This is a genomic window from Tateyamaria sp. ANG-S1, assembly GCF_000814025.1.
Taxonomy (GTDB): domain Bacteria; phylum Pseudomonadota; class Alphaproteobacteria; order Rhodobacterales; family Rhodobacteraceae; genus Tateyamaria.
In genome coordinates, this window is sequence record NZ_JWLL01000014.1 from 12,370 (window position 1) to 26,903 (window position 14,534).

Here is a 14,534-nt window from a genome sequence, read left to right on the forward strand (position 1 = left end):
CCCTGCCCCCGCCCCGCTAGCTGCTTTGCGGCCCGGCGGGGCGGGTGACGGCCTCTGGCACGGGGCGGCGTTCATAGAGCATCCATAGCCCCGTGTTGCGCGTCTGTTTGAAGTGTCTCTTCAGGTAGGGGCCGTAGATTTCCCGCATTTTCTGGGTGGTCCCCTCGGCCACGGGCTGTTTGGGGATCATCACCACGTCGACGCCGCCCAGCATCTCTTCGGCTGGCAGGTGGACCTGCATGTCGAAATTGCGGTTGTCGTGCATCCAGGCGTTGCCGCCGTTTTGGGGCGGCAGACCGGCGAGTGACGCGAATGGGCTGACGAAGTCCATCACCAAAACGCGCGCGTCGGGCCTTTCCAATGATGCAATGAGAGCCGCGCCGCTGCCGAGGCTTTGACCGTAGCGGCGGTAGAAGTCGTATTGGCCCCGGTTGAAGATGTTGACGATCCGGATGTCCGTGCCGTTTGGCGTTTCCAGCGCGAACCCTGCGCGAGTGCTGGCCATGTAAGCGTGGATGCCGACCGCTGCTGCGGAGGACAGGGCGATGGGCAGGAGCAGGACGCTGATGGCCAGCGGTGCGCCTTGGACGAGGCTTTTCATCGTGATCGAGGCATTCGTCCGCTTGTGCCGCATCATGATCTCTGCCGCGACGGCGCTGCCGACCAGCATCGTGATAATCCCGATATGCTGGAAGTTCTGGTTGATCAGCGCAAAGCCTGCCGCGCCGCACAGCAGGTAGAACAGGATGTCGGTGATGCGCAGGCGGTGCCAGAGTGCAAGGCCCGCGATGAGGGCGAAGACGATGTATTCGCCCGACACCCGCATGAAGGACCGCACGTAGATGTAGGATTCGATGACGCCGCTGACCTTGGTCGCTTCGATCAGGTCGGCGATGTGCATCCGCGTGCCGCCCCAGAACACCTCGACCAGCAGGCCAATGGCGATGCAGAGCCCGATGGCCCCTGCCGCCCAGCCGCGCTGCGCGTGTTGCAGCAGAAGGATGGCAAGGAAGCTGAGGGCCACGACGCCGTAGGTCATCTTGGTATAGAAGAGCAGCATGGTCAGGATGGCCGCCGATCCGGCGTCGAGCCACCCCTGCCTGCGCACGGGCTGCGACGGTTGCAGGTGTAGCACCAGCAGCACGCCCAGAAGCGCCCAGCCGATGCGGTTGTAGAACATGGCGAAGGAGATCTTGGCCGGGATCTCGCCCGTGTTCATGGGGGTGGCGAGGAGAAGCACAAGGAAGATGGCGAGTGGGACGCCGATCAGGGGGCGCAGCCGGGTGCCGAAGACGTGGACCATGATGGGGGCCGTCACCAGCATGAGTGCCGCCATACCCACGGGCATCGCCATGCCGAGCCGATCGGTCAGCCAGTAGCCGAGGCCCGGCAGGTAGAAGTTGAGGGGGCCGAGTGCGGTGTGGAAGTCGCGGTTGGGCACCTGCCCTTCGACCACGCGGTAGGCGCCGTCGAGGAAGATCAGAATGTCGTTGAAATACATGGACGAGGCGGTGACCCCGGGCGCCACAAGAAGGGCGGCGCAGATGAGCGTGGTGGCCCATGTGGCGAGGGCAATGGGGGAGCTGCTTAATCGTGACATGCGGGGCACCTCACAGGCTGAGCTTTTTGAACAGGGCTTCGGGAATGGCGCGGATGATGAACATGACAAGCCGCCACGCGCGCAGGACGTAGACAACGTCGGAGGGTCGGGTTTCGAGGGCTGCGATGCGGTCGGCGACGGCTTCGGGTTCTGCCGTGAGCGGGCCGATCAGATCCATGTCGGCGGTCATGCTGGTTTTGACGAAGCCGGGTTTGACGGTCGCCACGTGGACATTCGTTTTTCCAAGCCGGTTGCGCAGGCCCGAGAGGTAGGCGGTGAACCCGGCTTTGGCCGCGCCGTAGACGTAGTTTGACGCGCGGCCCCGGTCGCCTGCGACCGAGCTGACGCCAACGATGAGGCCGTGCCCGCGTGCAGCGAACCGTGCGGCGGCCATTTCAAGGAACAGCGCCGGTCCTTCGAAATTCGTGCGCAGGACGGTGGTGGCGTGGTCCGCGTCTTCCTGTGCCCGGGTCTGGTCGCCCAGCATGCCGACGACGCAGACAACCGTATCGGGCAGCGCGTCGAGCCCGTCGAGGAACGGCTCGAAGCTGCTGGTGTCGAGGATGTCGAGATGTTGGACCGCCACCTGATGCGCGCCTGTGCGGGTGCGGATGTCATCGGCGTTGCGCTCTGCCCCTTCGGTGTCGCGTGCAGCGAGGGTGACCTTCCACCCCCGTGCGGCATAGGTGGACGCGACCGCCCGCCCGATGTCAGAGGTGCCGCCCACCACAAGCAGGCTTTTCGGCGAATTGTGCCGATCCGTGTCCGTCATAGTCCAAGTCTTTCTGATAGTTTCGAGGCCATGCGGCCAGTTGCGCCAATCTCGTCCCGGAGCGTTTTGAACCGGTCGAGATTGGGGTAGCCCGCTGCGAAGGTCGTGGGCGATTGGGTGGCATCCTTGGCGAGATACAGGCGACCGCCTGCTGCAACGACAAGCGCGTCGATCTCGGCCAGGAGCGGTTTCAGTTTTTCACTGAAAGGGATGTCCAGGGCGAGGGTCAGTCCCTCCATCGGGAAGGACATGAGGCCCGATCCCGGTGCAAGCCGTTTGAGGACGGCGAGGAACGACCCTGCCCCGTGGCTGGAAATCCGTTCGAGTATGCCCGCGACGACGCTTTCGGCCTTGGCCTCGGGGATGACGCATTGGTGCTGCACGAACCCGCGCCGCCCGTAGATGCGGTTCCAGTGGGCGATGCCGTCGAGCGGGAAGAAATAGCTGTCCCACGGGACGGTGGTGGTTTGCCCGGCCTTGCGTGCGCCGTTGCGGTAGTAAAGCTCGTTGAAGGCGCGGACGGTCATGGCGTTCAGAAGCCAGCCGGGCATGTCCATGGGCACTGCGAGGCGGCCGTTGGTGGAGGGCGGGAAGCGGACGTCACCCCATGGGAGCTCGTCGGCCGTAGCGTGTTCCCCTTCGAGGATCAGGGACCGGCCCAGCGAGGCACCGCGTGCCAGTACGTCGATCCAGGCGACGGTGTAGGTGGCGTTTGCGGTTTGGCTGAGAAGGCGCACCGCTTCGCCTAGATTGGCGGCGACGTGGGTGGTTTGGCGGATCCAGCCGGTTTCGACCTGTTTCAGTCGGAAGCCTGCCGACAAGATCGTGCCGGTGAGGCCCATGCCGCCGATGGTGGCTTTGAACAGGTCCGCGTTTTCATGCGGGCTGCATCGCATGACGCGCCCGTCGGGCATCGCCAGCTTCAGCCACGCCACGTGGTCGCCGAAGGTGCCGTGGATATGCTGGTTCTTGCCATGCACGTCCGAGGCGATCATGCCGCCCACGGTGACGAAGCGCGTGCCGGGGACAGCGCAGGGGAAGTAGCCCTGCGGCAGGAAGGTGTCGATGATGTCGGCTAGTGGCACGCCTGCCTCGACGGCGAGGATGCCGGTCTTGGGGTCGAAGGACTGCATCCGGTTGAGGCCGGTGGCGTCAATCGTGTTGTCCCGCCCGATGGCGGCGTCGCCGTAGGACCGGCCGAGGCCGCGGGCGATCACGCCGGGTAGCGTCGCTGTGGCCGTGGCTGCGGGGCCCGTGTCCCGTGCCGTGCCAAGTGGCCCGGAAAGGCGGGGATACCGGCCCCAACCGCTGAGATCTTTCATATAGTGGCCTCGCGGAACACGTGGCGGCGGTCGAGCCAGAACTTCAGGACGTAGCCGATGCTGAGGCCGATGACGGCGCCGAGATACTTGGCAAAGTCCGTCTGCCAGATGGCGTAGAAGCCCAGTTCGAACGACCAGAAGATGATCGTCGTTGCAACGCTGAACAGGCCTGACAGCGTGATGCGCTGCGCCTCGCCGCGGGGGGACGTATAAGCCTCGCGGAAGGTCCATGTTTTGTCGATGACGTACTTCATGAAGAAGCCGACGAGCGTGCCGACAACGATAGAGACCATGAGGTGGGCGGCGGGCACGCTTTGCACCGTAGCCTCTTGCGCCAGCAGGTTGGCCAGCACGGACAGAACTGCCGTGACTGCATAGCGGGCAATCGGGTGACCTTCGGACAGGGATTTCAACATGGTACGTCCGTCAGATTGCCAGCACGAACACGGCCAGCATGGCAATACCGCTGATCCGGCTCATCGGGTCCTTGATCGCAAAGACGACTGGGTCGTCCTGCATCTGCCTCCGCTGCGCGAGGATCAGGGCGCGACCGATCCAGTAGGTCATGATCGGGCAGACAAGCAGCAGGATTTCGGGGCGGCTGTAAAGCTGCGTAACAGTGTGGCCCGAGACATAGAGCGCAAGGACCGTGACCGCGTTGAAGCCTGCCGCCGCCGAGAGTGCTGCGATCATGCTGAGGTCGACGTTTTCGTAGTCCCGGTTCTCTGGCGAGGCGCGGTCGGCATCGGCGCAGGCCGTCAGTTCGACGAAGCGTTTCATCAGCGCCAGCGAGACGAAGATCGACAGGGCAAAGACCAGCAGCCACGACGACAGCGTGACGCCGATGGCCACCGCACCACCCAAGAGCCGCATGGTATAGAGCCCGGCGAGCGTGAGCACGTCCACGAGCAGGATTTTCTTCAGGTAGAAGGAATAGGCCGTCGTCATGGCGAAGTAGATCATCAGCACGACGGCGAAGCTTGTGGAGAGGGGCAGGGCCAGCACTGCCCCGAGGATCAGGAGGATGGGTATCGCCAGCATGGCGTGGATCAGTGGGATGTCTCCCCGCGCCAACGGGCGGTTGCGCTTGGTGCGGTGGGCCCTGTCCTCTTGCAGATCAACCAGGTCGTTCAGGATGTAGCAGGCCGACGCCGCCATGCAGAAGGCCAGTGCGGCGACCACCGAGACGAACAGGTTCTGGAAGCTGAGCGCGTGGGCTGCGATCATCGGCACGAAGACCAGCGCGTTCTTGGAATACTGGTGCACCCGGAACTGCCGCGCCCAGTCGCGCAGGGTTGCGCCGTTGTCTTCGATGAATTGTGCATGGGGCGCCATCTTGCGCAGCCTTGCAGAGACGCTGGGCGGGGTGCGGATGGCGATGGGCTGGCGGGCATGTTCCCAAACGGGCAGGTCGGCTGCCGCGTTGCCCACGTAGTCAAAGCCTTTGCTGCCGAATTCCTTGATCATAAGCTCAGCCTTGGCCCGGCCCGACAGGTTCACGGTTGGGGTGGTTGCGTAGTAGCCGGTGAAAATGCCGAGGTGATCGGCGACGGCCTTGACCATATCCTCGTGCGAGGCGGAGGCGAGGTAGACCTTGCGCCCGGCCAGATGGGCCAGACGGATCATCGACAGGATCGTCTTGTCATAGGGCAAGGTTTCGGGGGCGCAGTCCATGCCGGCGCACAGGAAGTCCTTGAGTGACGCCTTGCCCTTATTTAGCGCGCCCAGCATGCCGAAGATCGATCCGGGCGCGCGCGCAAGGCGGCGGAAGGCGGTTTCGACCAGCAGGTCGGACCGCAGCAATGTGCCATCGAGGTCAACCACGAGGGGTGTGTCGACGGCTGTTTCAAGGTCCGGCAGGTTGGGGAGTGCGGTGTCTGCGCCCCGTTGTGCAGCGGCATCGCCGACGCCGCTTTGGATCTCTGTCATGTCAGAGTTTGAAAGGCTGTCGACATGGTTCTTGACCGTCATGCGCGTATCTCTCTCTGGGTTCTTTCCCGTCTCGGGGCGTTTGATCATATGTCGCATCGGACGTTTCACCCGCCATTTTCGCCCTGTTGAACGCGGAACATTCAGGCAGTTTGCGAGCGTGCCGAGGCACCGTGTCTGCAAAAACAACGGGGTTGCAAATCCGTTCCCTGGCCCTGTTGAGCATCGGCAGGGATGTGCCCAATTGCAGTGACCATCGGCGGCAGAAGGCCGGAAAACATGCTGCAAATGCAGCAACGCTGGCCGAACACATTGTTTAGGCGGCACACCGAACCGTATCTATGTTGCGCCGCGTCAGGAATCGTCCTGACTGCTGCGTGACGGGTTCAACTTACCCGCTGAATGGCTGCCACGCTGCCGCTCAGCAGCCCGATGGATCGGGCGTGCCGGGAGGAGAAGGATGACAAAACACGATCAACACACGCGCAGGCTTTGGGCGCGCCGTGGTTTGATAGCGGGCGCTCTTGTTCTGACCGCCGCGACCGCAGTCTTCTTGTTTTCCAAGCGCGATCTGGATGCGATTGCCCGCACCGGTATCAATGCCGAGATCGGGCGCATCGCTGGCGAACATGCCGCGTTGCGCGACGACAGTTCGGTGACCCTGCGCCCGGATTTGCGGGTTGTTGTGGCCGATCCCGTCTTTGATTTCGGAGAGGACGACGCGGGCGCTTTGAGCCTTGCGCGCCTTGATGCGACCCTGCGGCCCACGCCGCTGTTGAAGGGAGAGGCGGAGATCGCGAGCCTGCACTTGCATCGCCCGCACCTGTCCTTTGACGGGTTGGATGTGTCTGCCCTGTTTGGTCCGTGGTCCGGTGAGGCGGACGGCATGACCACACCCGCACGTATCGAGATTGTCGATGCGGTCGTGGACGTGGCCGACGCGCTGCACTTGAGTGACCTGAACCTGTCCATCGTGCGGCAGGGTGCGGACGATGCCGTGCTGGTCGAGGGTGATTTCGTCGTGGGATCGCGCCGGGCTGTCGTGGAATTGCAACTGGACGATGCGCGGCTTGCCTTTTCCGACGCGGGAAGCGATGGGCGCCTGTCGATCCGGTTTGACGCCGTGGAACAGGCGCAAGACACAGGTCAGCCATCCACGGACGCCGATACCAGCTTGCTTGCCGATCTGCGGCAGGTCGCGGACAGGATGCGTGTGTTCGGACGCAGCCCGCTTACGGTGAAAGGGCACTTTGCTGTTGCCCCCGATGCCATCCGTATCTCCGACGCAACCTTTTCCCAGAGCGGGATTGCCCTGACCGGCGATCTGGCTCTGCGTGCAGGCTCGGATCAGGGTGTTTTTCCGGAACTGCTGGCCTTACAGCACTCTTTGGACGGGGCGGTGTCCGATCTGATGCGACAGGTGGACAGCGGCAACTGGGCGGAGGCCCCGATCGAGACGGATTGGCTCAACGGGCTTGAGGTCGACTTTGACCTCGCTGGTCAGGACATCGCGTTGGGTGGCGCAACCATCGATGCGGTGTCGATGTCGCTGGAAGCGCGCGCGTCAGGCCTGTCGCTGGACATCTCGACCGAGAGCGAAACGCTTGGCCGGCTCTCGGCGCGGACGGATATCAGGAAACAGGGTGAGGTTGCGGTGGTTGCGTCATTGTCTGACGCTTCGCTGACCAACCTGACGCAACCCATCGCCAGTCGGATGCAGGCCCGCCTGATTGGCACACCACAATTGCCCGAGGGGGCGGTGGATGCTGATCTGCAGCTTGCCGGGCACGGGACGACGGTGGGCGCGTTGTTTGACAGCCTGTCGGGATCTTTCACCGCCTCCATGCAGGATGGCAGCCTGAGTGGCGGGGATGTGACTGCCACGCTTCAGACCCTCGCCAACGGGCGTCAGTTCATGACCAAGGAAAAGGGGCCGCTTATTCCCGCGGCGGGCCGGACCCATTTCGACCTGATTGACGGTCAGGTGGGGATCGAGGCGGGCACCGCTCGCATTTCGCGCCTGACCATCGCGGGTGAGCGGCTTGAGATTGATATGCTGGGCGAGGTCGGTCTGAAAACCGGTGCGGTGTCCGTTGTGGGCAACGCGCAGCTCGCCGCCGCAGAAGAGACGGCGGCCGAGGATTTGCCACGCCATGTTGACTTGCCCTTTGGCATTGGCGGCACTGTTTTCACCCCCATGGTTGCGGCGGGTGTGCCCCAGTTCGAAGTTGCGGCGCATATTCCGCCGCATCGCGTAGGCCAATGATAGAGTTACTAAAATAGGTGCCTGGTCCGGTGCCGCCTGCATTTATAGCGGGCATGCCCCGGATCGGGAGTTGAATTGAACATATGTCGGATAGTCCCCAACCCCATCGCGCGCCGCTGTCCCGCAGCCCATGGCTGGCCGCAGCGCTTTTTCTGATCTGGCTGATCTACTACGCCAGTCTGCTCTACCCTGGACTTGGCGGGATGCTGAATGCGGGGGACTCGGCCAAGTTCCAGACCCTCGGCCATACGTCCATTCTGGTGCATGGCCCGGGCTATCCCTTTGTCCTTTTGATGGGCACGGTGGTGCGTGCGCTTGATCTGCCGTTCGAGCCATGGCGGGTGATGACCATTGCGCTGGCGTCGATCCCCGGCGCAGTCGCGGTCGCCATGAGCTTTCTGATCGTGGGGCGGCTGACGGGCAGCGTGCTGTTTGGTGTCGCGGCATCGTTCCTGCTGGGCAGCGCCGGTTTGATGGCGGTGCAGGCGACAGAGGCGGAGGTGTACCCCCTCGCCCTTGCCTTTATCCTGTCCATTGTCTTTGCGCTGATCCTGTTCGTTGAAACCAAGCAAACGCGGTATTTCGTAATTGCCTGCGCGATCTATGCCCTGTCCTTTGGCAACCACCTGATGATGGTGATGCTGGCGCCCATCGGCTTGCTGGTGATGGCGACGCATTATCGCCAGCTGTTGCGCCCAAGGGTGCTGTTGGCTGTCGTTGGATTGCTTGCAGTCGGGGCGAGCCAGTATTTGTACCTTGCCTGGGTGACGCACGCGCCGACGACCGCCTATTCCGAATATCTGCCCCTGCCGCCCACGGTGTCCGAGTTGCGGGATTACATTGCAGGGACCTATTTCGGTGATCTTTACGGCTCTGGCCTGCAATCGCTTCAGACAGCGTCGGTTCTCTTCGGCACGCTGAGCCAGGCGCATCCCATGGTGTCCGTCCCTCTGATCGCCGTGGGTCTGTTGCAGTTCGCCATTGGCTGGCGGCATCGGGACAAGGCCTGGGCTGGCATCGCGCTGGTTCTAGGCACGGCGCTCGCCTTTCTGCCGTTTATGATCTGGTACGGAGCCTATGACATTCAGGCGTTTCACTTGCCCGTGCTGGGGCCGCTCTTGATTGGCGCTATTGCGGCCATCGGCTGGTGGACCGCCCGCTGGCCTCGGCTGTTCCCTTGGGTCGGGGCGCTTCTGCTGACGGTGGGCGTGTTTCGGGCCGGTCAAATGGCGCTCTACCTCGATGCGCGCGAACCGGATTATGCGGACCTTGTCGACACGCTTCATACGGTGATGGCGCAGGCGCCTGTGGATGAGCCTGTCGTGTCCATGTCCTACGGCCTGCGCATGGCGACGCTTTATCACGAGCTGTTGGGCGAGGTGCCGCAACCGGCGATCTACCGTGTCACCTGGCGGACCGAGGAGGCGATCCCGGATGAGGGCCCTGTGGGCGGTATCGTTATCCCCACGGATGGGGAACAGATGTTGCGCTGGATCGAACACCGCAATCCAGACCTGTCCTGCCGCACGGTTCCAATCGAGCAGCCCGACCCCGTGAGATGGCCCGCCTACGGGTTTGTCTGTGACCGGCAGGAGGCGTCGGCAGGTTTGCCGCAGGACTAGGCAAATGCCCGCCCATTGATCAAAGCGTTGAAAACGCTGGCTGACGCTTCGTCACCAATTCTTACATTACGTCATATAAGCGACATTCCGCTTGATCCGTTGACAGCTACACCGCACCTATTGCGCACGGGCCCTTAGCCGAATCGCCAAAGCGCCCGAGACGTTCCGACTACAACCGTGTTCCGGCTATAGAAGGTACTCTACCTTGCGCATATCCCCTGCTCTGTTCGGCGTTTCGCTGTTCGCTTTCATCTTGTCCTGCTCCGGCCATCTGCCCATGGCAATCGCCGATACCGAAGGTATGGAGGCTGTTGATACCATGGCTTTGTCCGAGGCTGCCCTTCCCCTTGATCTGCCCGATGCAGAACCCCACGCGGGTCTGCGCATCGTGGATACCGAGATCGTCAACCAGCTGACCGGGGCGGCGTCTCCGAACGCCACAGATGCCCGGTGGAACGTGCATGGCACCGATCTGGGCCACATGTTCAAACACAAGGGCGAGCTGTTCATGGTGTTTGGCGACACCTACGGCTCGGACGGCGGCGATTGGCGCAGCAACACGCTGGCCCGCATGGCGAACCCCGATCCCGCCAGCGACTTTTCTATCGCTTCCATGATCGAAACGGCCACGGGTGCGGCCAAGGAAGTGATCCGCTCTGCCAAGATCCCCGGCTTTGAATGGACGGTCATCCCGACCAACGGCATCTCGCTGGGGGAGCGGATGGTGCTGCACTATATGTCGGTGCGCATGTGGGGGCAGGATGACAAGTGGTATGTGCGCCGCTCGGGCCTCGCCTATTCCGACGACGATGGCCAGAACTGGACGCGGTCGGACACGGCCATGTGGCCTGCGGGCACGGGCTTTGAACAGGTGGCTTACGTGGATCACGAGGGGATGATCTATGTCTTTGGTATCCCCCAGGGCCGGTTTGGCGGCGTGCGCCTTGGCCGTGTGACGCCTGAAAACGTTTTTGATCCGGCCGCTTATGAGTACTGGAATGGCATGGGCTGGGCAGCGGATGTGCGTGCTGCACAAGCCGTGGTCCCTGCTCCTGCGGGTGAGCTGTCGGTCGCGTGGAGCGAGGCGCATCAATCGTGGTTGATGATGTATCTTGAGCCTGTGGAACGCGCCGTCATCCTGCGCACGGCACCCACGATGACCGGCCCCTGGACCGACGCGCAGATCGTGGCCCATGCGGATGAGTATCCGGGTCTTTACGCCCCCTATATCGTGCCGGGCCAGACTATCGATGACACCGTTTACTTCACGATGTCCAAGTGGAAGCCCGTCTACAACGTCTTTCTGATGAAGGGTACGGTCGAAGGCGGTGCCATGGATGTGGCTGCGGTGGACGCCACGAACCTGACCGATCAGGGTCGCGCGACTGACCTGATCGCAGAGTGATCCGGGGTCGCGTTCGCGCGACTTCGCTCATATCATAAGGGCTTTCGGCGCTCTTTCGCCCCTTGTCGTCTTGCGGAAAGCAAACGGGCGAAAATGCTCCGCCGGATGGGCGCGATCTGGCAGGCTTTTGCCGCTGGATCCGCCCTGCCTTGTCGCGCGCGGCGCAACTCACAACCTTGTTGGTCAACATAAGCGGCGTGGCCCTGTCGAGCTTTCGGCCGGGCGCGCCACCTTGATTTGTTGCATGTGAGGACGTTGCCATGAAACGCAATCTTTGGGTACTGAACCGCGGCCATGGGGCCATAGTGTTGACCGCCGCACTGATGGCATTGCCAGTGACTGCACAGGCCTATGTCGGGCCCGGCGCCGGACTGACAGCCATCGGCACGATGCTTGCCCTGATCGCGGCGCTCGTGCTCGCCCTGGTCGGGTTCGTCTGGTACCCGGTCAAGCGCATGATGCGCGCCAAAAAGGCTAAGGCCGAGATGCAGACCACCCCGAGTGAGACCGAGAGTTGAGCATCGCGGCCCTGTGTCTGGGCCTTGTCGCTTTCATCTGGGTGCTGCGTGTTCTGCACGCACAACAAGTGGCCGGTGGTATCGTGACCACGACGCAAGAGGCGTTGTCGGTGATGATGAACAGCGACATCGCCGAGGAAGAGAAAGAGGCGCAGGTTCAGCGCGCGTCTATCAAATTGCTGGGCGGTTTCTTCAGGATCACCGGCATCGGTATCGCAGCGATTGGCGCGTCGGTTCTGGTGGTCTGGGGCGGGGCCGCTCTGGGCTTCTATACCGTTGAACACGCGATTGCGGTTGCAATCAGTTGGCCTTTCCTGCTGGGCTCCACCCTTGCGGCCATCGCGCTTTGGATCGGTTTGGACAAGCTGCGCAAGACGGCGACCGACACCCTTGACCGGGCAGAAGTGCCCTACGGTCCAATGGACAAGGCGCTGCATGACTTCGCCTTTGCCTCCTCGGACCGGCAGGTCCGGCTTGGCGCGTTTGAAACAAAGCTCTACCGCCGCCGCATCGACTTGGACACGGCGCAGAAGCCGGTCTTCATCACCTCCCTGCCGCGTGCGGGCACGACCATCATGCTGGAGGGTCTGGCCACGCTGCCGCAATTTGCGTCGGCCACCTACCAGCATATGCCGTTCACCTTGTCCCCGCTGCTGTGGGGCGGGTTCTCTCGCGCGTTCCGCAAGGCCGGAGACAAGAGCGAGCGGGCGCATGGCGACGGGATCGAGGTCGGCATGGACAGCCCCGAAGCGTTCGAAGAAATGCTGTGGATGGCGTTCTGGCCTGAGCATTTCGAGGGCGACCGCATCGATCTGTGGGCGCCCGAGGATCGGAACCATGAATTCGAGGCGTTCTTTCGCACGCATATGGCCAAGGTCGTGGCCACCAAGCCAGGTGCTGCGCGCTACATCTCGAAGAACAATGCCAACATTGCGCGGCTTGAGCTGCTGGAGCAGGTGTTTCCGGATGCCTCAATCGTGGTGCCCATTCGCAATCCGCGTGCGCAGGTCAAGTCGCTGATGACCCAACACCTGCGCTTTGCAGAACTGCACGCGCGTGAACCCTTTGCCCGTCGCTACATGGAAGGGATCGGGCATTTCGAATTTGGTGAGGCGCTGCGACCTATCGCATTTGGCGCACCGCGCGCGGATGCGTTGGGTGCCGACCATGTGGATTTCTGGCTGCGGTACTGGATCGACGCCTATCAGCATGTCCTGGCCACTGCCGGGCCGCAGACCGTCTTTGTCGATCATGATGCGCTGTGCACTGAACCGGGTGCGCTTTTGCCGGAACTGGCGTCAGCGATCGGGCTCCAGGACCCGGATGACATAGCCACCATGGCCGGGATCTTGCGAGCGCCGCGCCCTGCCCCGGACTTGCCCAAAGCGTCGCCCGATCTGATGCGCCGCGCCGAAATTCTGCACGCCGAGTTGTGCAATCAATCCATCTGTTCTCAGGCTTCGTCACTTGGAAAGGTCACCCTATGAAACTGCCGTCGTCCGACAGCTTTGCGCGCGGATTCTTCATTGTCTCGTTTGCGTTGATCGCCATGATCTACGGGATCGTGTCGTCCTGGTGGGGCTGGTTCCCCGCCCCCCAGATCGGCGAGGCACATCGGACCTATCTGGACGTGTCGCAGAACTGGCGCAATGACATTGGGCTGGAACCCACCCGCCATCTGGTTGCGCCGAACGACACCGGCACGCCTGATCCGGACCGTGGATTTGAACAGCGCCCGGGTACGGAGCGGATGCCGGGCTATGTTCTGATTGCCGGGCTCAGCGATGATCAGGACACATCGGTCTTTGCCGTGCGCCTGATGGATGCCAACGGGGACGAGGTGCACCGCTGGCCCATCAACTACGAAAACTTTGACCCCGACACGCCGCCGCAGAACGTCATGCTGCACGGGATGGAGGTGTTCGAGGATGGTTCAATCGTTGCGACATTCGACGTTGGCAACGCCATTGCGCGCGTTGACCAGTGCGGCCAGACCATGTGGAGCGTGCGCGGCGGTTTCCACCACTCGATCACGCGCGATGGTGCCGGGGGCATCTGGACCTGGTACGGCGAAGACATGGTGCGCCTTGATGCGGCCACCGGAGAGAAGACCTTTTCCCTGAACCTGCGCACCGACATTGTTGCGGCCAAGGATGGGGACCAACGCGCGATCTTCGACATCCGTGTGCGTATGCCGGATGATGCTGCGGGACAGGTCACCTATCTGGATGACCCATTCCACCCCAACGATGTCGAGATGCTGCGCCCCGAGATGGCTGCCGCCTTCCCGATGTTCGAGGCCGGCGATCTGATGTTCAGCCTGCGCGAGCCGAACCTTGTGGCTGTGGTTGATCCCCAAACAGGTATCCTGAAATGGTGGCAGCACGGTCCATGGTTTAAACAGCATGACCCAGATTTTGAGCCCGATGGCACGATCACGGTCTTCGACAACGCGACGGGGGCCATGCAATCGCGCATCCTGCGGATTGATCCGAGCGACCGGCGCGTCACGGTGGATTTTGAAGGGACAGAGGAAGAGCCATTCTACACCTGGCGTCGCGGCAAGCACCAAACGCTTCCGAATGGCAACTTGCTGTTGACCGAAGCCGAACATGGCCGCCTGTTGGAAGTGTCGGCTGAAGGTGAAGTTGTTTGGACCCACGACATGGTGTGGGACGAAGACAGCAACCTGATCGTGACCGAGGCCCGCCACGTGCCCGAGGACTTCTTTACCAACGGGCTACCCTCTTGCAACGAGACGATTGCCATGAGCAGGTAGGTCCCGAACCGCCTGAGAAACGGTTCACGAGATCACATGTCGCGTGTCTGTCGCCTTAAGTGGCGGCAGATACATATTTCAGGGTGCCGCCGATCAGCATTCGCCCCGACCATACCGTACGAGTTGGGGATTGGCGCGACGTTGGTATCCTGGCATGGGGCGAGATGACGTGTATGATTATCGGCGCAAATGAATTAATCACCCGTACGCCCTCTGCTTTCGGCGCGCTATCCCAGCTTTTGGTGGATACGTTTTTCAGTACCTCGATCAAGTGCCGACGCAGGCGACCATTCTACGTGGTGAGGCGTGCGACAAGGTGAA

Annotated in this window: 11 protein-coding genes; 6 read left to right on the forward strand and 5 right to left on the reverse strand. The window is 62.4% G+C overall.

From position 1 onward, the window contains the following. Window positions 1–16: 16 nt before the first annotated feature. The 5 genes from RA29_RS19405 to RA29_RS19425 are packed head-to-tail and all read right to left on the reverse strand — an operon-like array spanning window position 17 to window position 5,665. Window positions 17–1,600, reverse strand: a complete 1,584-nt coding sequence (locus RA29_RS19405) for a hypothetical protein (protein ID WP_039689165.1) — start codon at window positions 1,598–1,600, stop codon at window positions 17–19. Between the two features lie 10 nt (window positions 1,601–1,610). Continuing rightward, complete coding sequence (locus RA29_RS19410; protein ID WP_039689167.1) at window positions 1,611–2,372, reverse strand: SDR family oxidoreductase; 762 nt, start codon at window positions 2,370–2,372, stop codon at window positions 1,611–1,613. Continuing rightward, the gene (locus RA29_RS19415) at window positions 2,369–3,694 is read right to left on the reverse strand and encodes an FAD-binding oxidoreductase (RefSeq protein WP_039689169.1); all 1,326 of its coding nucleotides are present in this window, start codon (window positions 3,692–3,694) and stop codon (window positions 2,369–2,371) included. The genes RA29_RS19410 and RA29_RS19415 overlap by 4 nt, the downstream gene beginning before the upstream one ends. Next, window positions 3,691–4,110 (reverse strand): GtrA family protein, encoded by a 420-nt coding sequence (locus tag RA29_RS19420; RefSeq protein ID WP_039689171.1) that lies wholly within the window; start codon window positions 4,108–4,110, stop codon window positions 3,691–3,693. Before RA29_RS19420 ends, RA29_RS19415 begins: the two co-directional genes overlap by 4 nt. A gap of 10 nt (window positions 4,111–4,120) precedes the next feature. Further along, window positions 4,121–5,665: a UbiA family prenyltransferase gene (locus RA29_RS19425; protein WP_206540158.1), complete on the reverse strand. Its 1,545-nt coding sequence runs from the start codon at window positions 5,663–5,665 to the stop codon at window positions 4,121–4,123. A 418-nt stretch (window positions 5,666–6,083) separates the two neighbouring features. Between RA29_RS19425 and RA29_RS19430 the strand changes: the two genes are divergently transcribed. The 6 genes from RA29_RS19430 to RA29_RS19455 all read left to right on the forward strand — a co-directional run bounded on the left by RA29_RS19430 (window position 6,084) and on the right by RA29_RS19455 (window position 14,213). Beyond that, a complete protein-coding gene (locus tag RA29_RS19430; protein WP_082029637.1) occupies window positions 6,084–7,889 on the forward strand; it encodes an AsmA family protein in 1,806 nt (601 codons plus the stop codon). A gap of 83 nt (window positions 7,890–7,972) precedes the next feature. Then, complete coding sequence (locus RA29_RS19435; protein ID WP_039689174.1) at window positions 7,973–9,511, forward strand: DUF2723 domain-containing protein; 1,539 nt, start codon at window positions 7,973–7,975, stop codon at window positions 9,509–9,511. A 277-nt stretch (window positions 9,512–9,788) separates the two neighbouring features. Next, complete coding sequence (locus RA29_RS19440; protein ID WP_052249804.1) at window positions 9,789–10,916, forward strand: DUF4185 domain-containing protein; 1,128 nt, start codon at window positions 9,789–9,791, stop codon at window positions 10,914–10,916. A 260-nt stretch (window positions 10,917–11,176) separates the two neighbouring features. After that, window positions 11,177–11,434, forward strand: a complete 258-nt coding sequence (locus tag RA29_RS19445; protein WP_039689176.1) for a hypothetical protein — start codon at window positions 11,177–11,179, stop codon at window positions 11,432–11,434. Beyond that, on the forward strand, window positions 11,431–12,921 hold the full coding sequence (locus RA29_RS19450) for a sulfotransferase (RefSeq protein ID WP_052249805.1): 1,491 nt from the start codon (window positions 11,431–11,433) through the stop codon (window positions 12,919–12,921). Before RA29_RS19445 ends, RA29_RS19450 begins: the two co-directional genes overlap by 4 nt. Next, entirely contained in the window at window positions 12,918–14,213 is a 1,296-nt protein-coding gene (locus RA29_RS19455) for an arylsulfotransferase family protein (RefSeq protein ID WP_039689178.1), read from the forward strand. The genes RA29_RS19450 and RA29_RS19455 overlap by 4 nt, the downstream gene beginning before the upstream one ends. Window positions 14,214–14,534 lie beyond the last annotated feature (321 nt).